General features: G+C 64.2%; 24 protein-coding genes. 7 read left to right on the top strand and 17 right to left on the bottom strand.

From position 1 onward, the window contains the following. Nucleotides 1-49 precede the first annotated feature (49 nt). The 5 genes from EC86_RS0100915 to EC86_RS0100895 all read left to right on the top strand — a co-directional run bounded on the left by EC86_RS0100915 (nt 50) and on the right by EC86_RS0100895 (nt 6,594). Nucleotides 50-2,599, top strand: coding sequence for a circularly permuted type 2 ATP-grasp protein (locus EC86_RS0100915; protein WP_029523844.1), 2,550 nt, complete (start codon nt 50-52; stop codon nt 2,597-2,599). Further along, nucleotides 2,596-3,558 (top strand): transglutaminase family protein, encoded by a 963-nt coding sequence (locus tag EC86_RS0100910; protein WP_029523843.1) that lies wholly within the window; start codon nt 2,596-2,598, stop codon nt 3,556-3,558. The genes EC86_RS0100915 and EC86_RS0100910 overlap by 4 nt, the downstream gene beginning before the upstream one ends. Before the next feature lie 76 nt (nt 3,559-3,634). Further along, nucleotides 3,635-4,555 (top strand): SHOCT domain-containing protein, encoded by a 921-nt coding sequence (locus tag EC86_RS0100905; protein WP_029523842.1) that lies wholly within the window; start codon nt 3,635-3,637, stop codon nt 4,553-4,555. 100 nt (nt 4,556-4,655) lie between these two features. Further along, nucleotides 4,656-5,540 (top strand): transglutaminase family protein, encoded by an 885-nt coding sequence (locus tag EC86_RS0100900; RefSeq protein WP_029523841.1) that lies wholly within the window; start codon nt 4,656-4,658, stop codon nt 5,538-5,540. A 154-nt stretch (nt 5,541-5,694) separates the two neighbouring features. After that, nucleotides 5,695-6,594: a transglutaminase-like domain-containing protein gene (locus EC86_RS0100895; protein WP_051675656.1), complete on the top strand. Its 900-nt coding sequence runs from the start codon at nt 5,695-5,697 to the stop codon at nt 6,592-6,594. A gap of 107 nt (nt 6,595-6,701) precedes the next feature. On the opposite strand, the gene galE is transcribed toward EC86_RS0100895, so the two are convergent. The 8 genes from galE to EC86_RS0100855 all read right to left on the bottom strand — a co-directional run bounded on the left by galE (nt 6,702) and on the right by EC86_RS0100855 (nt 13,708). Next, nucleotides 6,702-7,712 (bottom strand): UDP-glucose 4-epimerase GalE, encoded by a 1,011-nt coding sequence (galE, locus tag EC86_RS0100890; RefSeq protein ID WP_029523839.1) that lies wholly within the window; start codon nt 7,710-7,712, stop codon nt 6,702-6,704. 226 nt (nt 7,713-7,938) lie between these two features. Next, nucleotides 7,939-8,829 (bottom strand): KPN_02809 family neutral zinc metallopeptidase, encoded by an 891-nt coding sequence (gene ypfJ, locus EC86_RS0100885; protein WP_029523838.1) that lies wholly within the window; start codon nt 8,827-8,829, stop codon nt 7,939-7,941. A 111-nt stretch (nt 8,830-8,940) separates the two neighbouring features. Further along, entirely contained in the window at nt 8,941-9,333 is a 393-nt protein-coding gene (locus EC86_RS0100880) for a hypothetical protein (RefSeq protein ID WP_029523837.1), read from the bottom strand. Between the two features lie 114 nt (nt 9,334-9,447). Continuing rightward, the gene (locus EC86_RS0100875; protein WP_029523836.1) at nt 9,448-10,617 is read right to left on the bottom strand and encodes an FAD-binding domain-containing protein; all 1,170 of its coding nucleotides are present in this window, start codon (nt 10,615-10,617) and stop codon (nt 9,448-9,450) included. Continuing rightward, nucleotides 10,614-12,212 carry a cryptochrome/photolyase family protein gene (locus tag EC86_RS0100870; RefSeq protein WP_051675655.1) on the bottom strand — a complete coding sequence of 533 codons (1,599 nt, stop codon included), beginning with the start codon at nt 12,210-12,212 and terminating at the stop codon, nt 10,614-10,616. The genes EC86_RS0100875 and EC86_RS0100870 overlap by 4 nt, the downstream gene beginning before the upstream one ends. Next, nucleotides 12,209-12,376 (bottom strand): DUF2256 domain-containing protein, encoded by a 168-nt coding sequence (locus tag EC86_RS27430; protein WP_084181081.1) that lies wholly within the window; start codon nt 12,374-12,376, stop codon nt 12,209-12,211. Before EC86_RS27430 ends, EC86_RS0100870 begins: the two co-directional genes overlap by 4 nt. A 253-nt stretch (nt 12,377-12,629) precedes the next feature. Further along, complete coding sequence (locus EC86_RS0100860) at nt 12,630-12,839, bottom strand: DUF2788 domain-containing protein (protein WP_029523834.1); 210 nt, start codon at nt 12,837-12,839, stop codon at nt 12,630-12,632. Continuing rightward, nucleotides 12,839-13,708, bottom strand: a complete 870-nt coding sequence (locus EC86_RS0100855; protein WP_029523833.1) for a DUF2189 domain-containing protein — start codon at nt 13,706-13,708, stop codon at nt 12,839-12,841. Before EC86_RS0100855 ends, EC86_RS0100860 begins: the two co-directional genes overlap by 1 nt. A gap of 201 nt (nt 13,709-13,909) precedes the next feature. On the opposite strand from EC86_RS0100855, the gene EC86_RS0100850 reads away from it, so the two are divergent. Both EC86_RS0100850 and EC86_RS0100845 read left to right on the top strand, forming a co-directional pair. Beyond that, on the top strand, nt 13,910-14,278 hold the full coding sequence (locus EC86_RS0100850; protein WP_029523832.1) for a TraR/DksA family transcriptional regulator: 369 nt from the start codon (nt 13,910-13,912) through the stop codon (nt 14,276-14,278). Between the two features lie 283 nt (nt 14,279-14,561). Further along, nucleotides 14,562-15,374, top strand: coding sequence for a DUF2189 domain-containing protein (locus EC86_RS0100845; RefSeq protein ID WP_051676089.1), 813 nt, complete (start codon nt 14,562-14,564; stop codon nt 15,372-15,374). A gap of 50 nt (nt 15,375-15,424) precedes the next feature. On the opposite strand, the gene EC86_RS0100840 is transcribed toward EC86_RS0100845, so the two are convergent. From EC86_RS0100840 to EC86_RS0100795, 9 genes are all read right to left on the bottom strand, one after another. Beyond that, on the bottom strand, nt 15,425-16,120 hold the full coding sequence (locus EC86_RS0100840) for an SOUL family heme-binding protein (RefSeq protein WP_029523830.1): 696 nt from the start codon (nt 16,118-16,120) through the stop codon (nt 15,425-15,427). Between the two features lie 14 nt (nt 16,121-16,134). Continuing rightward, the gene (locus tag EC86_RS0100835) at nt 16,135-16,356 is read right to left on the bottom strand and encodes a TIGR02450 family Trp-rich protein (RefSeq protein WP_029523829.1); all 222 of its coding nucleotides are present in this window, start codon (nt 16,354-16,356) and stop codon (nt 16,135-16,137) included. Between the two features lie 310 nt (nt 16,357-16,666). Continuing rightward, nucleotides 16,667-17,239, bottom strand: a complete 573-nt coding sequence (dcd, locus tag EC86_RS0100825) for a dCTP deaminase (RefSeq protein WP_029523828.1) — start codon at nt 17,237-17,239, stop codon at nt 16,667-16,669. Nucleotides 17,240-17,408: 169 nt separating this feature from the next. Continuing rightward, the gene (guaD, locus tag EC86_RS0100820; protein WP_029523827.1) at nt 17,409-18,716 is read right to left on the bottom strand and encodes a guanine deaminase; all 1,308 of its coding nucleotides are present in this window, start codon (nt 18,714-18,716) and stop codon (nt 17,409-17,411) included. 18 nt (nt 18,717-18,734) lie between these two features. Then, entirely contained in the window at nt 18,735-19,103 is a 369-nt protein-coding gene (locus EC86_RS0100815) for a 6-carboxytetrahydropterin synthase (RefSeq protein ID WP_029523826.1), read from the bottom strand. Between the two features lie 17 nt (nt 19,104-19,120). Next, nucleotides 19,121-19,756, bottom strand: a complete 636-nt coding sequence (gene queE / locus EC86_RS0100810; RefSeq protein ID WP_029523825.1) for a 7-carboxy-7-deazaguanine synthase — start codon at nt 19,754-19,756, stop codon at nt 19,121-19,123. A 14-nt stretch (nt 19,757-19,770) separates the two neighbouring features. Further along, nucleotides 19,771-20,847: a BMP family ABC transporter substrate-binding protein gene (locus tag EC86_RS0100805; RefSeq protein ID WP_029523824.1), complete on the bottom strand. Its 1,077-nt coding sequence runs from the start codon at nt 20,845-20,847 to the stop codon at nt 19,771-19,773. An 81-nt stretch (nt 20,848-20,928) separates the two neighbouring features. Then, entirely contained in the window at nt 20,929-22,182 is a 1,254-nt protein-coding gene (locus EC86_RS0100800) for a YbfB/YjiJ family MFS transporter (protein WP_029523823.1), read from the bottom strand. Nucleotides 22,183-22,239: 57 nt separating this feature from the next. After that, nucleotides 22,240-22,626 carry a response regulator gene (locus EC86_RS0100795; protein ID WP_029523822.1) on the bottom strand — a complete coding sequence of 129 codons (387 nt, stop codon included), beginning with the start codon at nt 22,624-22,626 and terminating at the stop codon, nt 22,240-22,242.

The following is a 22,626-nucleotide window of genomic DNA, read 5'->3' as shown; positions in this document are numbered from 1 at the left end:
ATTTGCTGGCTGGTTAAAACGAATGCGCTTTAGAGAAATACCCGATCCGATGCTGAATCAACTACTTGCCGGTTACCCTGCTTCGCCCGACAGTTTTGATGAAATGCTGGATGGCTCGAACCAGCCGCGCGCGCATTGGCGCACCTTCCTGGACAGCATGGCGCACGAAGCGCCTGATGTCATGCGCAAGCGCACCGAATCGGTGCAGCGCCAGGTGCGCGAAAACGGCGTGACCTACAACGTCTACACCGACGACAAAGGCATGCAGCGCCCGTGGGACCTGAATGTCCTGCCCATGATCCTGCCGCACGACGAGTGGGCGGGCATCGAGGCAGCGGTGATCCAGCGCGCGACGCTGATGAACCGGCTCCTGATCGATGTCTACGGCGAGCAAAAAATGCTGGCCGAAAGGCTGTTGCCGCCCGCGCTGATTCATGGCCATGCCGGCTTCCTGCGTCCATGCCATGGCATGCGGCACAAGGACGGCGTCGCCCTGCACTTTTACGCCATTGACCTGGCACGGGCGCCCAACGGCCGCTGGTGGGCCGTGGCCGACCGGACGCAGGCGCCCTCGGGCGCCGGGTACGCGCTGGAAAACCGCTCGGTCATCTCGCGGACCTTTCCCGATCTGCTGCGCGACCTGAACGTCCAGCACCTGGCGGGCTTCTTCGACACCCTGCGCGACAGCCTGGCCACCTGGGGACGCCAGTGCGCGGCCAGCGGCAAGGGTGCCGTGCCGCTGCGCGAGAGTGAAGCGCCGCTGATTGTTCTGCTGACGCCCGGGCCGTACAACGAAACCTATTACGAGCAGGCCTACCTGGCGCGCTACCTGGGACTGCCGCTGGTCGAAGGCAGCGACCTGACGGTGCGCGACGGCATCGTCTGGCACAAGACCCTGTCCGGCATGCAGCGGGTGCATGTGATCATGCGGCGGGTCGATGATGACTACTGCGACCCGCTTGAATTGCGCACCGACTCGGCGCTGGGCGTGGCCGGCCTGACCGAGGCCGCCCGGCGCGGCAATGTGCTGATTGCCAACAGCCTGGGATCGAGCCTGCTGGAGTCGGGCGCGCTGCTGGGCTTCCTGCCGTCGCTGTGCAAGCGCCTTCTGGGCGAGGCGCTGCAGATGCCGTCCGTGGCCACCTGGTGGTGCGGCGAGGCGGCTGCGCTGGAAGTGGCGATTAACCGGCTCGACCAGCTCATCATCAAGCCAAGCTTTCCCCAGCTCCGGGAATTTCCCGTTTTTGGCAAGGACCTGACAGGCGAGGCGCGCACCGCCTTCATCAACAAGATGCGCGCCAATCCCAAGAACTACGTGGCGCAGGAACTGGTCCGGCTGTCCCAGGCGCCGGTGTTGAGTCCTGATGCTGGCGGCCTGAGCGCCCGCGCCATCGGCCTTCGGGTCTATGCGTGCGCCACGCCAAAAGGCTACGTCGTGATGCCGGGCGGACTGACCCGCGTGGCGACAGGCAGGGATTCGCGCATCATCACCATGCAGCGCGGCGGCGGCAGCAAGGACACCTGGATACAGTCCAGCAACCAGGTCGAGGTACACAGCCTGCTCAAACGCACCATCACCAGCCAGGACCTGATCCGCGACGACACCCATCTTTCCAGCCGCGTGGCCGAAAACCTTTTCTGGTTCGGCCGCAATGCCGAGCGTTGCGACAATACCGCCCGCCTGCTTCGGGTGACGCTGAATTTTCTGTTCAACGTCGGCCCCGCCAATCGCGGCGACGAATGGCCAACCGTGGTGGCGCTGTGCGACTGGTTTGGCCTGGTCGAACTCAAGGAAAGCACGAAAAGCCACAGCCAGACACAGGCCGGCAAGGCGGCGGCACTCCTGAGCGACGCGAAGATCGAGGCAGAACTGCTGCTGGCAGTGACTTCGCCCGACGTGCCGGGGCTGGCCAGGCAGCAGCAGCAGCTCTACCAGAGCGCCGGCCAGCTGCGCGAACGCTTTTCGGTTGACAACTGGCGCGCCTTCAACCAGATGGTGGAAAGCGTATCCGGCACCGATGCCCGGCTGTCCCAGTCGGAAGCGATGAGCATTCTTGACGACGCCACCACCGCCCTGATGACCATGTCCGGCTTTGCCCTCGACGGCATGACCCGCGACCTGGGCTGGCGTTTTCTGTCCCTGGGCCGGCGCCTGGAACGCCTGCAGTTCCAGGCGGTGACGCTGCAGCATGCGCTCGGCATGCAAGCCAGCGGCAGCCTGGACTGGCTGCTAGAGTTGTCCGACTGCATCATCACCTACCGCGCCCGCTATCGCGCGCAGCCCGAATGGCTGCCGGTGCTGGACCTGCTGCTGCTGGACGACAGCAATACGCGCTCGATCCGGTTCCAGCTGGAAGGCGTGTTGAAAAGCCTGGCAAAGATATCCCTGACCTACGGCCCGTGTGGCGAAGAGGAACTCGAACTGTTGAAGCAGGAACTGTTGTTGCTCAAGCCCGATACGGATCTGTATTGCGGCAATGCGCAGCTGATCGACCTGCTGTACCGCATCCAGGTCGCAAGTGCGCAGATGTCCGAACAGGTCAGCGTTCAATTCTTCAGCTACACCGGCACGCGCCAGACCAAGATACAGACAGCATGACCCATTTGCCCCTGAGCGCTGCCGTGCGCGCCCGCTACCACGTGGTTCACGAAACCGAAGTGACCTACCGCAGCCCGGTCACGCTGTCGCAGCAATACCTGCACATGACGCCCAGGTCCTTCGCCTGCCAGCAGATCGAGTCGCATGAGACATGGGTGACCCCGCTGGAAAACGATGGCGTTGACGGGACTGATTATTTTGGCAACAAGACCCGGCAGATCACGATCACCGCACCGCACCAGAGCCTGCTGGTGCATGCCGAATCGACGGTCGCGCTGATGCAGCGGCCCGATCTGGACGGCATCAAGGGAACGTCTTCATGGGAAAGCCTGCGCGACCGGCTGCAGCAAGGCATGGACGCCGCCATGTTTGACGCCTACCGCTACCTGTATGCCTCGCCGCATGTGAGCTGTGGCCTTGAACTCGAAGCATTTGCGCGCACCAGCTACACGCCGGGCCGGCCGCAGCTCGATGCCGCACTCGACCTGACCCAGCGGATTTTTGACGAGTTCGATTTCGACGACACCGCCACCGACATTTCCACGCCGCTCGAAGAGGTCCTGCGCGGCCGCCGGGGCGTGTGCCAGGATTTTGCCCAGCTGATGATCGGCTGCCTGCGCAGCCTGGGCCTGCCCGCACGCTATATGAGCGGCTACATCCTGACGCACCCGCCCGCCGGCCAGCAGCGCCTGATCGGCGCCGATGCGTCGCATGCCTGGGTGTCGGTTTTTTGCCCGGGCCTGGGCTGGGTGGATTTTGACCCGACCAACCGCTGCCTGGTGCAGCACGACCACATCACTCTGGGCTGGGGCCGCGACTTCAGCGATGTCACGCCCATGCGCGGCGTGGTGCTGGGCGGCGGCGAGCAGGACCTTGAGGTGCGCGTGACCGTCACGCCGCTGCCGCTCGATGGCGCAGCCCGGCCAAGCAGCACGGTACCTGCAGGTTGTCAGGGCTGAACCTTCAGGCAACGGCTTGCCGGCAGGCCCGTATTTTTCACTGCGGTTTTTTTCATTTCACACATCGAGTCCCACCATGAAGCAACTTTCAAACAGCGGCCAGCAGGCCGTCAACGACATCGCCCAGCGCCACGGATTCAGCCCCGGGGCGGTCACGAGCATGCTCGAATCCGTCATCAACGGCAACGGCAGCATGGCGCAGTTCAACCACCCCGAATTCAGCGGCTCCGGCCAGTGGATGAGCGGCGGCATGACCATGGTGTCCGACATGTTCAACGGCCAGCTCAAGGGCCGCGTCGATGCCCTGTGCTCCGAACTCTCAAGGCTGGTGGCCAATCAGCCCGGCCTGCTTCAACTAGGTGGCTTCCAGTCGCAAAACCAGGGCGGCCAGCAGCAGACCAGCCATTCTGGCGGCGGCTCGAACCAGGAAGCCCATGCACCCATCAATCCTTCGGCAAGCCTGTTTGTCGCGCCCGCCCCGGGCATCTCGTCCGACTGGTGGCCGTCCGACCTGCGCTGGCCCAACAGCACCGGCGCCCAGAATGGCGTGCGCTATGCGTACTTTGCGCAGGTGCGCCGCCTGGCCATCGAGTTGAATGGCAGCGTCACCGTCTACGACACGCAGGACCACCAGATCGGCGGCGTTTCGCAGCAGCAGTCCTACGGCGGCTCCGTCACCTTTACCAGCCAGTACGGCCTGGTGGATGTGAACCGGCTGCCGGTCATGTCGGTCAATGGCGTGCAGCAAAACAACAACGGCTTTGCCCCAACGCAGGCCGTCATTCCTGAATTCCTGCCCGAGCACCTGCCAGCCGTGTCCGTGCCGCAAACTCCCTTCCCGCTCCAGACTGAATCGCAGTCCCGCCCTGGCAAGCCCACAGCAGGCGATGCCGACATTTTCCTGATGATCGAAAAGCTCGCCGACCTGCGAAGCCGGGCCATCATCAGCGATGAGGACTTCAACGCCAAAAAAACCGAATTGCTGGCGCGCCTGTAGGCCGGGTAGGACGCATCCGACAGCCTTGGCTGTTCACCACTGATTGCACAGTCGAGTCAAAAAGAGGACGCTCTGCACTCATCAACAGCCGAGCCTTGACGTGTCCGCCATCTTCGACATCACCCACACCACCCATTACCGGTATGCCCAGCAGGTCATGCTGGGCGAGCACTGGGTGCAGTTCCGCCCACGCGACAGCCATGACCTGCGGGTACTGGCCACTGACCTGCGGGTCACGCCCACACCGGTGGACATCCGCATGTTCCAGGATGCCTATTCCAATTCCATCGCGAAGATCCAGCCGCAAAGCCCGGCGAATGAACTGGAGGTGGTGTGCATGTCGTCGGTCGAGCACACCGGCACCCGCGCGGTCAACTTTCCCATGAGTTCGCGTGCCCGGCAGTTTCCGCTGGCGTATGGAGACGAAGAACGGCTGGTGTTGCATCACTACCTGACGCCCTACTACGACGACCCCGGCGGCATTCTGCAGGACTGGGCCAACCAGTTCATCCGGCCCGACGAAATTACCGGCACCCGCGAACTGCTGGTGGAAATGACGCAATTCATCCGCAACGCCATGACCTACCATGTGCGCCTGAACCCCGGCGTGCAGACGCCATATGACACGCTGCGGCTGAAAAGTGGCGCCTGCCGGGACTTTGCGACCCTGATGATCGAGGCGGTGCGCCGGCTCGGCTATGCGGCACGTTTCGTTTCGGGCTACCTATACACGCCGTGGCTGGACACCGAAGACCAGCAGAGCCACGGCAACGGCTCCACGCATGCCTGGGTGCAGATTTACCTGCCCGACGCAGGCTGGATTCCGTTCGATCCGACCAACAACCTGATCGGCGGCACGGACCTCATCCCCGTCGGCGTGGCCCGCCATGCCAGCCTGGCCAAGCCGCTCAGCGGGTCCTGGGACGGCTCGCCGGGCGACTTCCTGGGCATGGATGTCACCGTCCAGGTGCGCAAGCGAAGTTGAATTAGATTCAACAGCCCGCAACGGCGGGCTTCGTCCTACACCACCACTTCCGGCCTGCCGATGCGTCGGCCCTGCCGGGGCTGGTTTAATTCATAAGCTTTCGAATCCGCTTGAGCCATGCCTCAAGACCTCCTATTGCCCCGCAGGAACTCCGATGAACGATACCTTGATGAACGACCCCAGCGTTGCCTTGTTGTTTCAAGACAACCTGGCCCCCGCCGCCACCGTGGCGCAGCCATTCAACACCAACCGGCTGCAAATTAATTCGACGCTGGACTATGTCGTCGATGGCCCGTCCGAGTTTGTATTTCTGATCCATGTCGCCAACGGCATGGGCCAGACGCTGGTACAGGAAAGCCTTCAGATCGAGCCGCCGACGCCTTTCAGAACCTATTGCGACGGACAGTCCGGCAACCGCTTCCTGCGCTTTCAGGCCCAGCAGGGCCCGCTGAAGGTGGTCTATCGGGCCCTGGTTGACCGCATGATCGAGCCCGCCGATGTCAATGCCCCTGAAGTGCCGGTGCACGAGTTACCGGACGATGTGCTGCATTACCTGACGCCGACCCGCTACTGCGAATCCGACTTGCTGGGGCCCAATGCCGCCGAACTGTTTGGCCAGTTGCCCCGGGGCTACTCGCGCGTGCAGGCGATTTGCGAATGGGTGCGCGGCAACATTGAATACCGTATCGGCTCGACCAACGCCACCACGACAGCGCGCGAAGTCTTCACGCAGCGGGCCGGTGTCTGCCGGGACTTTGCGCACCTGTCGTTGACCTTTTGCAGGGCGCTCAACATCCCGGCTCGGCTGGTCAGCGGTTACGCCACGTTTGATGAGCCGCCGCCGGACTTTCATGCCGTTTTTGAGGCCTACCTGGGCGGGCGCTGGGTGCTGTTTGATCCGACCGCGATGTCGCCGCTGGACCAGATCGTGCGTTTGGCGCATGGGCGCGACGCGAAGGATGTGGCCTTCGCCACCATTTTTGGCCCCGCGCACATGGTCTCGATGAGCCCCGATGTGGTGCTGGTGAACCGCAACGCGGCCCTTGCGGGATAAGCGATCACCTGCGGCTGCCGCTGCGCAAGGTTTCCAAAAAACTTATTTCGCTACGTATTTCATAGCTATAAACGCACGCCAGTCCTGCGCTAAAGGCATATTTAACCTTATATATAGCCTTCCGGATTGCCGCTTTGCCAGCGCCAGGAATCCAGGCACATGTCGGCCAGGTCGCGGCTGGCGCTCCAGCCCAGTAACTGGCGCGCCAGCGCGGGGTCGGCATAGCACTGCGCCACGTCGCCCGGCCGGCGCGGGGCAATCTGGTATTGCACTGGACGACCGCTGGCCTTTTCAAACGCCTTGACCACTTCGAGCACGCTGTTGCCCCGGCCGGTTCCCAGGTTGACGGTAAAGCTTTTTTTCGTTTCCAGCAGCGACTGGAGCGCGGCCACATGGCCTTCGGCCAGGTCCTGCACATGGATGTAGTCGCGCACGCCGGTGCCGTCCGGCGTCGGGTAGTCGTTGCCGTAGACGTTCAGGAAAGGCCGCTTGCCAATCGCCACCTGCGTCACGAAAGGCATCAGGTTGTTCGGAATGCCGCTCGGGTCTTCGCCGATCAGGCCGCTCGGGTGCGCGCCGACCGGGTTGAAATAGCGCAGCACGCCCAGCTGCCAGGACGGGTCGGACACCTGCACGGCAGACAGGATGTCCTCGATCACGAGCTTGGTATGGCCGTAGGGGTTGGTGTGGCTGCGCGGAAAACCTTCGGTGATGGGCACCGACGCCGGGTCGCCATACACCGTGGCGCTGCTCGAAAACACCAGCGTGCGGCAGCTTGAGGACTGCATCGCCTCCAGCAGGCTGACCGCGCCGCCAATGTTGTTGCGGTAGTACTTGAGCGGCTGGGCCACGCTTTCGCCGACCGCCTTGTCGCCGGCAAAATGCAGCACGGCGGCAATCTGGTGGCGCGCCAGCACGCTGCCCACCCACGGCGTGTCAAGCACGTCGCCTTTTTCACACGCCACGTTCTGGCCGGTGATCTGGCGCAGTCGCTCCAGCACGGCCGGATGGCTGTTGGAAAAATTGTCCAGGATCACCGGGGTGAAGCCCGCCTCGATCAGCGCGACGCAGGTATGGCTGCCGATATAGCCGGCACCGCCGGTCAGGAGTATGTTCATGGAGGGGTGGCCCATTGGATTGAAGGTGTCTGAAAGGTCTGAATCGCCGGGCTCGGCCCATCATGGCGGGCCGGAGTTCGTTCACACGGTTGAGTTTCGTGTGATTATGATCAAATCGCCCCTTTGCGCAATACCCATCTGCGCAAGCCGCTATGGATTCAGGAGTTCTTCACGTGGCGCGCCGGCCGGCGGACGGCAGCCCGGGCGGCCTTGCATCGAAATGAAATTACAGGTTGCGGGCGCCAAAGGTGTCGCAGGCCTTGACGCTGCCGTTCTTCAGGCCGGTGTCAAACCACCGCTGGCGCTGCGAACTGGTGCCATGGGTGAAGCTCTCAGGCACCACGGCGCCACGGCCCGAGCGCTGCAGTGCATCGTCGCCAATCTGGGCGGCTGCGTTCATGGCTTCCTCGACATCGCCCTGCTCCAGGATCTTCCGGGCGCTCTGGGCGTGGTTGGCCCAGACGCCGGCAAAGCAGTCGGCCTGCAGTTCCAGGCGAACGCTCAGCGCGTTGTACTCGACCTTGCTGACGCGGCCGCGCATCTGCTCCATTTTTTCGCTGATACCGAGCAGGTTCTGCACATGGTGGCCGACTTCATGCGCGATCACATAGGCCTGCGCAAAGTCGCCGGGTGCGCCGAGCTTGTTTTTCAGGGTTTCGTAAAACCCGAGGTCGATGTAGACCTTCTGGTCGCCGGGGCAGTAAAAAGGCCCCATGGCCGCCTGCCCCTGGCCGCAGGCGGTTTGCGTGGCGCCGCGAAACAGTACCAGCCGGGGTTCCTGGTAGGTGCCGCCGCCCTTGGCGAACACGTCTTTCCAGACGTCTTCGGTGTCAGCCAGCACGGTGGACACGAAGGCGGCCATGCGGTCGTCGGCCGGCGGCCGCTGCGCGGGCGCTTGCTGCTGCACTTGCGCGGTGGGCGCTCCCCCACCGCTGAACATGCTCAAAAGGGTCAGCGGGTTGATGCCGAATATCCAGCCGCCCACCAGCGCCACGACGATGGTGCCGATGCCGATGCTGCGTCCGCCCAGCAGGCCGCCACCGCCGCCAAAACCGCCGCCACCGTCACTGCGCCGGTCTTCGACATTGTCGGATTCTCGATTGCCTTCCCATTTCATGGTGCCTCCGGGTACAAAGTGGTCAACAGGCCGATGGTAATCAAGTCAAGGGGGCAGGTAGCGAACCCTGTGAAGTCAGTTCCGGCTGTTCGTCCACGGCCAGCCCTTGCCCTAATGGCTGACAAAAACTGCCTCGGTGAAGCGGTGCGCAGCCAGGCCAGGCGACCCGGTCGGCGCGCCCTGCCCGGCAAGCACGGCCGGCGGCTCCAGCTGGACGCCCGCCTGCACTTCAACCTCGGGAAATTGGGTGGAGTCCAGCGCAAGCCGTGCATTGACTTGCGCACTGCACTGCCTGCGCGCCGCCCCCGAATAGTTGGCGACACAACCGGACAAGGCGGTTTGCGCAGCCTGGTATTGCGTCTGGCGAAGATGCGCCTGTGCGACCTGGCCATTCACCACCTGCACGAGGGCGGCCAGAAGCAGCAGAAACAGCAGACCGGCGGCCATGACGTACCAGGCACGACCCGACGACATGCCCCACTTCTTCACACGATCAGAAATCATCACCCGGCTCCTTTTTCCCCTGGAGCGATGCTAAAGGTCGAGATTTGCGGCAAGCGCGGCAATTTGCGCATCCCTGCGTAGGAGAGAAGCGTTTTCCATTGCCTGCGACCTGGGTCAGCGAAGCAGACGGGTGCGGCTGCGCCATTTCGAAAAGCTGCCGCAGAGTTCGCCCACCGGCGTGAACAGCCTCGCTGCGTCATGCTGCCGGACCGCAGCTGGCAGCCAGGGCTTGCCAATGGCGCGCAGGTGCGGGTCGGGCAGCAGATGCACGGAACGGGCCGAGTGCAGGGCCTCGCCTATGGTTTGCGCGGGCGCGTACCAGCACAGCGGCGCCAGCTGCCGCATCCGCTGGGTGACGAAGTGCCAGCGCTGCGCTGTCCAAGGATGTGCATCGTGAAACTCGGCCAGGGCAATGCCCAGCGCCAGCACGCCTGAAGGCAGTTCGGCAGGCAGCGCGCCCAATGCCCACGGATGCACCAGCCAGACATCCCTGCCCTGCACCGCCTGCGCATCGACCGGCGAAAAGTCATCCGGCCGTGGCGGCTGGCTGAACCGTTCGGGCGGACTGGTGCCGGCGGCGTTACTGCGTCCAAAAACCGCCGGCTTGGCGCTGCGGGCAATGCGGTCCAGCGCCTCGTACGAGGTGTCGATGACGCTGCCCGGGCTGTGCCAGGCGGCCGGCGCGTAACGCTGCACGTTGTCGGCATTGAACACATAGGGCTTGCTGCTGCCGGTGCCGGCCACCCACTGCCAGCTCAGGTGGTTGCTGGCCAGGTCGCCGTCAAGCAGGTGCGAATACAGCCATTCGGCTCCGACATGCCAATGAAACTTGCGCAAATGCACCACATAGCTGGCCAGCCACATGCGCGCATGGTTGTGCAGGTAGCCGGTGGCGTACAACTCGCGCACCGCGCAGTCGATGGCGGGCACGCCGGTCCTGGCCTGCACGATGTCTTCGGGCAACTCGTTGGCATAGGCGGCCTCGGGCATCAGGCCTTCATGCAGCGACTGGTGAATGCCTGCGCCGACATGGCTCCACACATGCTGAAAATACGCGCGCCAGCCCAGTTCGAAGACAAACTTGTGCTGGTCATCGAGCGGATAGCTTGAGGCCACGCCCGCATGCACCTCGGGCAGCGAAACAAACCCGTGCGTCAGGTAGGGCGAGAGCCGGGTGACGGCGCCATAGAGGGCATTTCGCGTGCGGGCATATTCTTGCGGGCGGACCGCCTTGATGCGTTCATGGGCGGCCTGCAAGGTGGGTTCAAACGCAAAGGGGGTCATGGGGAAACGGGCGGGCTGACGGCGGACTGGTGGGACTGCGCCTTTTCGAGGATGAGGGCGCGCTTCTCCGGGCTCAGGCGGGCGATGTTCTTGACCTGCAGCGCCATGCGCGGGTTCTTGGCCAGCCGCGCTTCGTGGCGCATCAAAAAATCCCAGTACAGGGTGGTGAAGGGGCAGGCTTTTTCGCCCACAGCTTCGGCCGGGTCAAACCGGCAGCCCTTGCAGTGGTTGCTCATGCGCTGGATGTACTTGCCAGTGGCGGCATAGGGCTTGCTCGCCATCAGGCCGCCGTCGGCGAACTGGCTCATGCCCAGCACATTGGGCAGTTCGACCCATTCGACCGCATCGACATACACGCTGAGGTACCAGGCATGCACCGCCTGCGGCTTGACGCCGAGCAGCAGCGCATACAGGCCGGTGACCATCAGGCGCTGGATGTGGTGCGCATAGCCGTGCGCCAGGGTTTGCGTCAGGGCATCGCGCAGGCAGGCCATGTCGGTCTGGCCGGTCCAGTAAAAATCCGGCAACGCCTGCTGCGCGTCCAGTTCGTTGCGCCGAGCGTAATCGGGCATCTGCGTCCAGTAGATGCCGCGCACGAATTCGCGCCAGCCGAGGATTTGCCGGACAAAACCTTCAACGGCCGCCAGCGGCGCCTGCCCTGCCCGGTAAGCCGCCTGCGCGGCATCGACGACTTCGCGCGCGCCGAGCAGCTTGAGGTTCATCGACGACGACAGGTGCGAATGGTAGAGCCAGGCTTCGCCGTTCCACATGGCGTCTTCATACTGGCCGAACAGCGGCAGGCGCCGGGCAATAAAGGCGTCGAGCGCCAGCAGCGCCTGGGCGCGGGTGACCGGCCAGCCAAAGGAATCGAGTTGGCCGGGATGGCTGGCAAAACGACGGTTGACCAGCGCCATGACCTCCAGCGTGGTGGCATCGGGCGCAAAAAAGCTGCGCGGCGGCAGCGCGCCCGGCCCTGCCGCACCAAAGGATTCGCGGTTGTCGGCATCGAAATTCCACTGCCCGCCTTCGGGCTTGCCGCCTTGCATCAGGATGCCGTTTGTGGTGCGCAGTTCGCGGTACCAGTATTCCAGCCGCAGTTGCTTGCGCCCCTGGGCATGGGCGGCAAAGTCGCGCACGGTGCTGAAGAAATGCCGGTCGTCGCGGATGTCCAGCAGCTTGTCCGCTGCCTTGGCCGCGCCGCGCAAGTCCTGCAGCACGCGCCAGTCGCCCGGCGCGGTCATGACCAGCGCTTCGGGCGCCAGCCCGGTGATGGCGGCCTGCAATTGGCCCGCCAGCGTGCCGCAGTTGCCGCTGTCGTCCAGCCGTGAGTAGTGAACCGTCCAGCCGCGTTCGCGCAGCTGGACGGCAAAGTGGCGCATGGCGCTTAAAAACAGGGTGATGCGCTGCTTGGCCGACCACACATGGGTGGACTCCTCGGCTACTTCAGCCATCCAGACGGCATCGAGTTCGGCATCAAAACCATCAAAAGCCGAAGCCTGTTCATCCAGCTGGTCGCCCAGCACCATGACCAGATGGCGCAGCCGCCCCGGCTGAACGGGACTGGCCGCAGCCCATGCAACAGGGGCCCCGGTCATGGCGCGGCGCCGTGGTGCTTTTTCCTGGCGCGGCAGGCGTCAGAGCAGTACAGCACCTCGGCCCAGTTTTTCGCCCAGGCCTTGCGCCAGGTCATGGTGCGGCCGCAGACCGCGCAAGGTTTGGCGGGCAAGGCGTGCTTGTTGCCTTTGAAGTCATTTTTCATGAGCCGATTGTGTCAAGACCGATCCGCCAGGCACCGCCAGCCCGATTTTCAAGGGTCATTGCATGCTATATATTTAATAGCTGCCTACGCTTACGGGTATTGCGCGGGACTGATTTTTTTATTCAAAAACAGCAGCCAGGGCCAGCGCTTTATTACGTTTTCAAATCAGTCCGGGATTAGGCGCGAAGCCGGAGAACAGGCTTTGGCACGGCAAGGCAAAGCAAGGACATATCGGATTGATTTGGAAACGGAATTACTTCTCCAGCATCCACTGGATGAAGTACTTGGCGACAAAACCCACCATGCCGAAAGCCAGGCCCAGAAAGATCACGAAAGTGCCGAACTTTCCGGCCTTGGACGACCACGCCAGCTGGCCGATGATGAACAGCATGTAGAGCATGAAAGCGCCCACGCCGAACGACAGGCCAAAAGCGGCCACCTGCTCCTCCGAGTAACCGAACATCAGGCGGCCCCCTCGGGCGGCAGGCGCTCGGGCAGCGCACTGGCATCGACCAGGTCGCGGTAGGCATGCCAGCTGGCATGGCCCAGCAGTGGCAGCACCACGACCAGGCCCAGCAGCAGCGTGCCCAGGCCAAGCAGCGTCAGCAGCATGATCAGCGCCGCCCACAAGGCCAGCGGAACCGGGTTGGTCAGCACCGCCTGCCAGCTGGTCAGCACCGCCTGCAGCACATCGACCCGGCGGTCGAGCAGCAGCGGCATGGCAATCACGCTGGAGGCAAAGATCGGCGCCGCCATCAGGCCGCCCATGGTCAGCCAGAGTTCGAAGACGTAGTGGCCCGGCGCCAGCACGACGTGGCGCAGGAAATCGAGCGGCGTGTTGACGGGTTCGGGCGCCAGGAGGGTGATCAGCGCGGCCGACGTCAGCACCCAGCCGGTGCCGGCCAGCGCCAGCAGCAGGCCAAAGCGCACCATGCTCCAGTAGCCGCCCCTGGCCGCATAGCGCGAGTACTGCCAGCGCGTCCAGGTGTTGACGATGAGCCGGAGATTGACCGGCTCATCGCGTTCAATCGCCCGGCTGATCGCATACAGGCTGGTGGCCAGCACCGGCGCCACCACCAGGAAACCCGAAAACGCACCGGCCAGCAGCCAGAAACGGTCGCGCGCCAGCAGCACCAGCAGGCCGCCGAACGCGGCAGGCACCAGGCCGTGCAGCAGGCTCAGCCAGCCGCCGCGCCGCATGTCGCGCGCGCCGCGCGCCAGCCATTTCAGCGGCTGGGCCACGTCGATGCTCCGGATGCCGGGCAGGGCCAGGGCGCCGCGGCTGGCGCGCGGCGGAAGGGGTGGGGGGGGAGGAAGGTTGGATGGCGGCACGGTGGGATGCAAGCTTACCTGCAAATCTTCGGGCAGCCCCTGGATGCACCGGCAATAGTGCTGAAAAATCGCCCGGCGTTGCCTCCGTGCAGGCACGCGATGCGGGCGCTCCATGGGTGCTTAACACGCGTTGACCCTTGTCAATGAAGAAAATACCGCGCGGGTGCATGATGAACCCAAACCCAACAAGGAGACCTTCCCATGACCCCAGAACAAGCAAGCCCTTACCGCCAGCAATTGACGGACATGCGCACCGCCATCCTGGCGCAGATCAGCGACCAGCGCGGCGGCGTGCTGGGCCGCGCCGAAGCGGCAGCCGACCATTTCGAGCGCCGCGAGGATTCCAGTGCCCAGGTGGCCACCGAGCGTGAACTGGAGTTCGCCATTGGCGAGCGCGAAACCAGCGAACTGGCCATGATCGACGCGGCCCTGGCGCGCATTGAAGCAGGCAACTATGGCGAATGCATCGACTGCGCGGTCCCCATCCCCGCGCCAAGGCTGAAGGCCAGCCCCGAAGCCCCGCGCTGCATTGCCTGCCAGGAAAAATTCGAACAGCACCAGGCCGCCTGAAACACGGTTTTTCCTATTTTTCCCGGTACTCTGGAGCGAGCGTGTTTCAGGCAGTACACCGAAACGCAGGGCGACGCGCATGCACTGGAAATCCATACCGGCAACGCTTGTTGGTACTTTCCTGCTGGTCAGGGCCTGGGGAACTGGTTACGCTGGCGGCTGACGACAGACCCGCCTTCTCAACCAAAGCCCCATGAACTCTTCCCCTTCCCGCGACGACGGCAGGGTGCCGCCCGCAGCCCTGCCCTCCCAAGCCCAGACGCTGCACGACGAGCTGCCGGTCATGGACACGCCGTATGTGCCTCCGCCTCCGGTCGGGCCGCAGGCGATCATGCGGCCGCTCGGTCCGGGTGCGCCCTTTGCCTGGCTGGCCGCCGGATGGCGCGACCTGTTGGCGCATCCCGGCATCGGCCTGTTTTACGGGATTTGCTTCTGGCTCATGGCGCTCACGCTCGGCGCCGTGTTTCGCGCCCGGCCTGAATACACGCTGACGATTGCCTCGGGCTGCCTGCTCGTCGGCCCCTTCCTGGCGATGGGCCTGTATGAAGTCAGCCGCCGGCGCGAGCAGGGCCTCAGGCCCGAACTCGGGGCGTCGCTGACCTGCTGGGACAGCCACATCCGCAGCATGGGCATGCTGGTGCTGGTGCTGATCGTGCTCGAACTGCTGTGGGGCCGGGCCTCGCTGGTGGTGTTCGCGGTGTTTTTCAACACCGGCATGCCTTCGACCACTGGCGTGCTGAACGCCGTGTTCAACCCCGACAACTGGGAATTCGTCGCCGTCTACCTGGCGGTGGGCGGGATGTTCGCGGTGCTGGTCTTTTCCACCGCCGTGGTGTCGATCCCGATGATCCTGGACCGCGACACCGATGCGATTTCAGCGGCCATCACCAGCATCCGTGTGATGTTTTCAAGCCCCGGCGTGATGCTGCTGTGGGGGCTGCTCATCACCACGCTGATTGCCGTGGCGCTGCTGCCCTGGGGCGCCGGCCTGGTGGTGATCGGCCCGCTGCTCGGCCATGCAAGCTGGCACGCCTACCGGGGCGCGGTGGGCTGGCGCGAAGCCGAGACGCCAACGGCTCAGACCGCTCCAGGCTGACCGGAAAAAGGAGTCAGCGCATCGCCCTGTTCGTGTGAAAAACCCCTGATTCAGGGCGTCTTGATTTCCATCTGGATTTCGTTTCGGCGCCACATCGGCAAGGTCCACGGCGGGTCGTAGCGCGCAAGCTGGGGCACGCTGACAGCCTGCAGGTTTTTCGACTTCATCCACAGGGCCAGCTCGTCCGTTTTCTCCTGAACCCTGGAGGCCGTGTTGAAACCGGAGTAGCTCAGCACCGCAAAAGTCCTGGCGGGCACTGCCCGCAACTTCACCGCCTCGTTGTTGGGTTTGGGCAGCGTTTGCATCGAATACTGGCTTGGCATCACGAAATGAATCCGCCATTGGGTGGCGCTGGCCATGGAGGCAGCAGCCGCCACAGGCTCCACGGTCACGGGAGCGGTCATCGCGATCTTCCCGGACGCAGCCACGGGCTCGGCGGTGACGGGCGCCGTCATTGCGATCTTTTCCGAAGCCTTGTCTGGCGCCGTGCCTGCCAGCTGGTTGTTGCCAAAAATGTAATCGGCGATCAGCTTGAAACCCTGGCGCGAGGCCGCATCCATGTCACCTTCCACATAGGTTTCAGCCACGATGACCGGGGCATAGCGGCGCACTTCGCAGTTGCCGTCCTTGACCGTGACTTCAAACTTCGGTTCTTCAACGGCCATGGCCACGCTCCCTGCGGTTAATCCCATCGCCAAGAGGCCTGCAAAACGCGCCTGGCGCAGCAGCAGGCTGCGGGGTTTCATGCGCTTGCCGGCTTTCATACCCAGCCCTGCTTCCAGAGGTCGTCGTTTTGCAGGTCACGCCAGGCAAGCCTTTGCGTGGACCGCGAAAACACCGCTTCGATGTCCACCCACTGCGTTTTTTCTCCCACAAACTCGGGCGCAACTACCTTGGTGACCAGGAAATGCTTGTCCTTGCGGATGGGCTGCACCGCCGTCCATTTGGAAAGCAGGAGTTTTTTGGGGTTCAGGGGGTTCATGCGGCAGGCGGATGATCAAGCATCCGAAGTTCCGATGATTTTTCAGCAAGCCCGGGTTCAAGCGCCGCCTGGCCTGGCTGCCCGCCGGGCAAGCCCGGTGCGCACATTTTTTCTCCGTCCCAGCGCTGCCCGCACCAGCAGAAACCTTGCGCATTGATCATGCAGGTGCCGGTTCCGCAGCAGCGGGTGTCGTCATTTCTCATGGGTTGCCTGCCTTTCGTGGGTGGACTTCGCAGGCCGCATTGTGGCGCGGCCATTGCGCCAGGCCAATAGCCCCCGGCGTTCAAGGCCTATCCGCAAGTGCGGCAGCTCACGCCTTGGGCAGCGTCACGCCCACCTGGCCCTGGTATTTGCCGCCCCGGTCCTTGTAGCTGACTTCGCAGACATCGTCCTTGTCGCTTTCAAAGAACAGCACCTGCGCGCAGCCTTCGCCGGCGTAGATGCGGGCGGGCAGCGGCGTGGTGTTGGAAAATTCCAGCGTCACATAACCTTCCCATTCGGGCTCGAAGGGCGTGACGTTGACGATGATGCCGCAGCGCGCATAGGTGCTTTTGCCCAGGCAGATGGTCAGCACGTTGCGCGGAATGCGGAAATATTCGAGCGTGCGCGCCAGCGCAAAGCTGTTGGGCGGAATGATGCAGCTGTCGCCGTGCATGTCCACGAAGCTCTTTTCATCGAAGTTCTTCGGGTCCACCACGGTGCTGTGGATGTTGGTGAAAACCTTGAACTCGGGCGCGCAGCGGATGTCGTAGCCGTAGCTCGACGTGCCGTAGCTGATGATCTTGTGGCCATCGCGCTCGCGGACCTGCTTGGGTTCGAAAGGCTCGATCATGCCGGTGGTCTCGGCCATGTGGCGTATCCATTTGTCGCTCTTGATGCTCATTGGGAAGGTTCCTTGCGTTGCCGGTGATTGTAGGCAGGCTGGATTGCACAAGCGGCGCGCCAGGGCGTCTTTAACGGCCAGCAGACCGGCCCGTTATCACGCTATCTATTCAATAGCTTACTTCGCCCGTCCTGCCTGCGCAAAATACCTTTTTCATCATGAATCCGGCCTATTTCAGCAGCCCTGCGCCACCGGCCTGCGAAATCACGGTTTTTTCGACCAGCCGGTCGTCCCCGAGCACGATCATTGAAAACAGCAGCTCGTCCAGGCTGGACGCCTGCGAGGCGCGGCGCGCCAGCAGTGCCGTAGCCTGCGGATTGAGCACGACAAAGTCGGCCTCGCAGCCGGGTAGCACGTTGCCCACCACGCCTCCCAGGCCCAGCGCCTGCGCGGCGCCCCCCGTGTGCTGCCACCACAGGTGTTGCGGGCTCAGGGAAACGCCGGTCTTGGTCTGCCCTTCGCGGCCAACGTAATACGCCGCCAGCATGGTGTGAAACGGACTGAACGACGTGCCGCCGCCGACGTCGCTGGCCAGCCCATAGTCAAAACCCACGCGGTCGGCGCCGGCATAGTCGAAAAATCCGCTGCCCAGGAACAGGTTGCTGGTCGGGCTGACGGCGGCGGCCGCGCCCGTGCTGCGCATCAGCGCCCGGTCTTCGTCGTCGAAGTGAATGCAGTGGGCGTAGATGGCGCGCGGGCGCATCAGGCCGAACTGCTCGTACACGCTTAAATAACTACGCGCCTCGGGATACAGGCCCTTGACCCAGGCGACTTCATCCTTGTTTTCGGCGACGTGCGACTGAATCCACACGTCCGGATACTTGGCGGCCAGTTCGCCGGCGCCGCGCAACTGGGCGGCGCTGCAACTGGGCACGAAACGCGGCGTGATGGCATAACCCAGCCGGTCCACGCCGTGCCAGCGCCGGATCAGCGCCTCGGTGTCGAGCAGGCTTTGCTGCGTCTCGTCGCGCACGCCGTCGGGCGCGTGCTGGTCCATCAGCACCTTGCCGGCGATCAGGCGCAGATTGTTTTTTTGCGCCTCGGCAAACAGCGCATCGACCGATTCGGGATGCGAGCTGGCAAAGGCCAGCGCCGTGGTGACGCCGTTGCGCAGCAGCTCTGCTATGAAAAATGTAGCTACCTGCGCACTGTGGCCGTGCGCAGAGAAGCGTTTTTCCTGGGGAAAGGTGTAGTTTTCAAGCCACGGCAGCAAGCCCTCGGCGGGCGAGCCGATCACATCGACTTGCGGAAAATGGAGGTGCAGATCGACAAAGCCCGGCGCGATGATGCGGCCGGGGAAATGCTCGGTCGGCACGCCGGCAAAGCGCGACGCCAGTTCGGCGTAAGGGCCGAGCGCCTGCACCACCTGCCGGCCCCGGGCGTCCGGACCGACGACCAGCAGGCCGTCGGCTTCCAGCGCCGCCCGGGGGAGCGCAGGATCGGGAAAATGAAGAATCGAGGCGCGGTAGGCTTTCATCGCGTCAAGATTACCCGATCACAGCGGCCGGGTCACCCGGCAGCCATCGCCAATCGACACGCGCCAGACCCGCACCGAGCTCAAGGCCGGCAGCGCGGGCAGCAGTTTGCTGAAGATGAACTGGCACAGGTTTTCCAGCGTCGGCGGCCCCAGGCCCGGCACTTCGTCAAGCAGGTGGTGGTCGAGTTGCTCGCGCAGCAGCGCCACCTCGCGGCGCACCAGCCCGAGGTCGATCACCATGCCGGTGGCCGGATCGGGCTGGCCGGTCAAGAACACCTCGGCGTTGTAGGTGTGGCCGTGGATGCGTTTGCTGCTGGCGGTTTCGATGGCGCGGTCCAGCGTGTGCGCGGCGTCGAAAAAGAAGGACTGGCTGATCTCGCAGACCATGGGCGTTGACCTATCGTTCATCGGATGCCGGTGATCTTGTGGGTTTGCAAGCTCAGGCGCCAGGCGGGCTGGGCCAGGCACAGCGCGATGCAGGCCTGGGTATTTTCCTGGCGCGCGGCGTTGTCCATCGGCTGCAGGTAGCGATGACTGAAATTGGCCGCCTGCAGTTCAGCCCAGTCAAGCGCCGGCTGCGGCCAGACGACCTTCAGCTCATCGCCTTCGCGCTGGACCCATGGCGCGCCGGCCTTGGGGCTGACGCAGATCCAGTCGATGCCGGGCGGCGCGGCGATCGTGCCGTTGGTTTCCACCGCGATCTGAAAGCCGCGCGCATGCAGCGCTTCGATCAACGCGCTGTCCACCTGCAGCAGCGGCTCGCCGCCGGTCATCACGACAAAGCGGTGCGCGCTGTCGCCGGCGGGCCACTGGGCCTCGATCTGGCGGGCCAGCGCGTCGGCATCCCGGAACTTGCCGCCCAGCGTGCCGTCGGTGCCAACGAAGTCGGTGTCGCAAAACCGGCAGACGGCGCTGGCGCGATCTGGCTCGCGTCCCGACCACAGGTTGCAGCCGGCGAAACGGCAAAAAACCGCAGGACGGCCGGCATGGCTGCCCTCGCCCTGCAGCGTGTAGAAAATTTCCTTGACCTGGTAGCTCATGGTGTTGATCTCGTTTATGGGTTCAGCTTGCCCTGAACGCCCTGCACCAGGAAGTTCATGTTCAGGATCTGTTCGTCGCTCAGCGCCCGGCCGGCGGCCAGCACTTCACGGCCTTCGTTGTCAAGCAGCGCGCCTCGTGCCTTGAACGGATGCAGCCGGCCGGCGGCGATGTCGCGCTGGCGGGCCAGCACTTCGTCGGCGACCTGTTTCGGCACTTTGGGGCCGAAGCTGTCCACGCGGATCATTCCCTCCTTCACGCCGCCCCAGAGCGCGGCGCTTTTCCAGCGACCATCCAGCACGGCTTTGGCGCGGCCGGTGTAGTAGTCGCCCCACTGGTGGGTGATGGCCAGCAGCTGCGCGTCGGGCGCGACCTTGCGCATGTCGGAATGGTAGGCAATCGCCAGCTTGCCGCGCTCTTGCGCGGCGCTCATCACGGCGGTCGAGCCGGTGTGAAAGGCGATCACTTCCACGCCCTGATTGAACAGCGCCATGGCCGCTTCGCGCTCGCGCGGCGGGTCGAACCAGGCGCCCAGCCAGACCACCTTGACCGTCGCCTGCGGGTTGACCGAGCGCATGCCCAGCGTGAAGGCGTTGATGCCCTGGATCACCTCGGGAATCGCAAAGCCCGCCACATAGCCGGCGCTGCCCGCCAGCCGTCCGGCGGCAATGCCGGCCAGGTAACGGCCTTCGTAATAACGCGCATTGGCTACCGCCACGTTGGGCGCGGTCTTGTAGCCGGTGATGGATTCGAACTTCACGTCGGGAAAGTCTTTGGCGACCTTGAGCGTCGGCTCCATGTAGCCAAAGCTGGGCGTGAAGATCAGCCGGTGGCCCTGGCTGGCCAGGTCGCGGATCACCCGTTCGGCGTCAGCGCCTTCGGCGACGTTGTCGACATGGGTGGTCTGCACCTGGCTGCCCAGCGCCGCCTCGACGGCCTTGCGCGCTTCGTCGTGCTGGCGAACCCAGCCGGCCTCGGTGACGGGCGCGACATAGACAAAGCCGATCTTCAAAGGCGCTGGCGCCGGGGATTGGGAAAAAGCGGGAGAAAAAAAACAGGCGGCCACGAGCGTGGCGGCGAGGTTTTTATACATGGTGGTCCTCTACATGGTCCCGGAAAATAAAAACACCAGTGCGCCGGGACAGCGCGCTGGTGAAGCCGTGATTTTAGCGTTTTATTTCAAAACTGGATAAGCGCGCACCATCCAGGCATACATGACTGCGCCGACCAGCAGGGCGCTGGCGGCAATCTCAAGCGACAGCGTGAAGCCTTCGCCGGTGGTCGCGCTGTGCCTGAGCAGCAGCGCCACCAGCGGCGGGCCGGCAATCTGGCCCACGCCGTAGGCCGCCGTCAGCAGGCCGATAAAGGCGGGGGCTGTGGCCGGGCGCAGGCGCCGCACCTCCTGCACCCCGAAAAAGGTGATCGCGGTAAACGGAATGCCCAGCAGCAGGCTGCCGACGACAAAGCCGGCCAGGCTCGGACTCCACAAGCTGGCGAAAATGCCCAGCGCCTGCACCGCATAGCAAATGCCCAGGCGCACCCGCATGTCGCCGTGCGGCAGGCGCGTGGCCAGCAGCGCACCGGTCATGACGCCCAGGCCGAAGATCGGCCAGAACAGGTCGAGCCAGGCCGAACCGGGCAGCGCTGCTCTAGCAATCACCGGCAGGAAGGTCGCCGTGATGATGTAGCCGAAACCGGCCAGGCTGTAGGCCAGCGTCAGCACGGCCATTTCAGCCGGGCCATGATTTGCAGTTGCGGACAAGCTGGCCGCTTGCGGGCCTGGCGCGCCGAGCGCCTTCAGGCGTTCGTCGCCGCCGCGAAAAATTCGCCACACGGTCGCTGACAGCCCGAAGGCCAGCAGGCCCACCACCACCCAGCCGGCAGCCGCCGCCAAGTGCTGCGCCACCATGGCGCTGGCCAGCAGGCCGCTCACGACAATGCCAGCGCCGGGACCGGCGTAGATCATGCCGCCCATGCTGGGCACGCCCAGCCGCGACAGGCGGGCAAGGCACCAGCCCGAGGTGTAGACAAACACCACCGCGCTGGTCACGCCGGCGGCAAAGCGCAGCGCCGGCCAGGCGGCCGGAAAAGGCCAGGCCATCGCCAGCGTCAGGGCGCCGGTCGCCAGCAGGCCGGCGCGCACCAGCGACGAAAAGGCCAGCGCCGGCAGCCAGCGCAGGCGCGCCCAGATCCAGGGCTGGAGCGTGCAGAAAATGGCGCCCAGCATGTAGCCAAAATAATTGGCGCTGGCCAGCCAGCTGGCGCCCGGCAGATCGACCACGCCGTCGCTGAGCATCATCGGCAGGAGGGGCGTGAAGGCAAACCGGCCGATGCCCATGGCCACGGCCAGCGACACCAGCCCGGCCAGGGCAATCGGCCATGCGCCGGACGGCGTTGCGGAAATGGGTTGGTTTGTCGAAAGCGCCATGCCAGGTGTCTGTCTTTTTTGCTTCAGCTCAGCCCAAAGTCAGGCCAGGGTCGATTATCAAGGGCGCGCCGCCCATACCTGGCGTAGTTGTTCAGACAGCTTCATCGGGTCGAATGGTTTGGAAATCACCTCCAGCGCGCCCATCGACTTGTAGAGCGCCACTTCGGCGGCCTGCACCTTGGCGGTCATGAAGATGACCGGTGTCTGCGCCGTGGCGGGAAGCTTGCGCAAGGCCTGCAAGGTGCTGGGCCCGTCCATGCCGGGCATCATCACGTCCAGCAGCAGCAGATCGGCCATGGCGTCCGGGGCGCAATTGAGCGCCTCCTGGCCCGAAGCGCAGGCCACGACGGTAAATCCCCCGACGACCTCCAGCGCCATCTTGGCCACCAGGCGGATGTCAGGCTGGTCTTCAACATAAAGGATGCGGCAAAGCGGTGAGGACAT

The organism is Polaromonas glacialis (assembly GCF_000709345.1).
Taxonomy (GTDB): Bacteria; Pseudomonadota; Gammaproteobacteria; order Burkholderiales; family Burkholderiaceae_C; genus Polaromonas; species Polaromonas glacialis.
The sequence above is the reverse complement of the archived record's forward strand: the minus strand, read 5'-3'. Positions and strand labels throughout refer to the sequence as shown.

Excerpts from the sequence above, each read along its gene's own strand:
- EC86_RS0100860 (WP_029523834.1), bottom strand. The coding sequence starts at position 12,839 with ATGTTCGGTTACTCGGAGGAGCAGGTGGCCGCTTTTGGCCTGTCGTTC.
- EC86_RS0100895 (WP_051675656.1), top strand. The coding sequence starts at position 5,695 with ATGAACGATACCTTGATGAACGACCCCAGCGTTGCCTTGTTGTTTCAA.
- guaD (WP_029523827.1), bottom strand. The coding sequence starts at position 18,716 with ATGAAAGCCTACCGCGCCTCGATTCTTCATTTTCCCGATCCTGCGCTC.
- EC86_RS0100795 (WP_029523822.1), bottom strand. The coding sequence starts at position 22,626 with ATGTCCTCACCGCTTTGCCGCATCCTTTATGTTGAAGACCAGCCTGAC.
- EC86_RS0100905 (WP_029523842.1), top strand. The coding sequence starts at position 3,635 with ATGAAGCAACTTTCAAACAGCGGCCAGCAGGCCGTCAACGACATCGCC.
- dcd (WP_029523828.1), bottom strand. The coding sequence starts at position 17,239 with ATGAGCATCAAGAGCGACAAATGGATACGCCACATGGCCGAGACCACC.
- EC86_RS0100875 (WP_029523836.1), bottom strand. The coding sequence starts at position 10,617 with ATGACCCCCTTTGCGTTTGAACCCACCTTGCAGGCCGCCCATGAACGC.
- EC86_RS0100870 (WP_051675655.1), bottom strand. The coding sequence starts at position 12,212 with ATGACCGGGGCCCCTGTTGCATGGGCTGCGGCCAGTCCCGTTCAGCCG.
- EC86_RS0100815 (WP_029523826.1), bottom strand. The coding sequence starts at position 19,103 with ATGGTCTGCGAGATCAGCCAGTCCTTCTTTTTCGACGCCGCGCACACG.
- galE (WP_029523839.1), bottom strand. The coding sequence starts at position 7,712 with ATGAACATACTCCTGACCGGCGGTGCCGGCTATATCGGCAGCCATACC.
- EC86_RS0100910 (WP_029523843.1), top strand. The coding sequence starts at position 2,596 with ATGACCCATTTGCCCCTGAGCGCTGCCGTGCGCGCCCGCTACCACGTG.
- queE (WP_029523825.1), bottom strand. The coding sequence starts at position 19,756 with ATGAGCTACCAGGTCAAGGAAATTTTCTACACGCTGCAGGGCGAGGGC.
- EC86_RS0100805 (WP_029523824.1), bottom strand. The coding sequence starts at position 20,847 with ATGTATAAAAACCTCGCCGCCACGCTCGTGGCCGCCTGTTTTTTTTCT.
- EC86_RS0100800 (WP_029523823.1), bottom strand. The coding sequence starts at position 22,182 with ATGGCGCTTTCGACAAACCAACCCATTTCCGCAACGCCGTCCGGCGCA.
- EC86_RS0100850 (WP_029523832.1), top strand. The coding sequence starts at position 13,910 with ATGACCCCAGAACAAGCAAGCCCTTACCGCCAGCAATTGACGGACATG.
- EC86_RS0100835 (WP_029523829.1), bottom strand. The coding sequence starts at position 16,356 with ATGAACCCCCTGAACCCCAAAAAACTCCTGCTTTCCAAATGGACGGCG.
- EC86_RS0100915 (WP_029523844.1), top strand. The coding sequence starts at position 50 with ATGCTGAATCAACTACTTGCCGGTTACCCTGCTTCGCCCGACAGTTTT.
- ypfJ (WP_029523838.1), bottom strand. The coding sequence starts at position 8,829 with ATGAAATGGGAAGGCAATCGAGAATCCGACAATGTCGAAGACCGGCGC.
- EC86_RS0100840 (WP_029523830.1), bottom strand. The coding sequence starts at position 16,120 with ATGAAACCCCGCAGCCTGCTGCTGCGCCAGGCGCGTTTTGCAGGCCTC.
- EC86_RS27430 (WP_084181081.1), bottom strand. The coding sequence starts at position 12,376 with ATGAAAAATGACTTCAAAGGCAACAAGCACGCCTTGCCCGCCAAACCT.
- EC86_RS0100845 (WP_051676089.1), top strand. The coding sequence starts at position 14,562 with ATGGACACGCCGTATGTGCCTCCGCCTCCGGTCGGGCCGCAGGCGATC.
- EC86_RS0100880 (WP_029523837.1), bottom strand. The coding sequence starts at position 9,333 with ATGATTTCTGATCGTGTGAAGAAGTGGGGCATGTCGTCGGGTCGTGCC.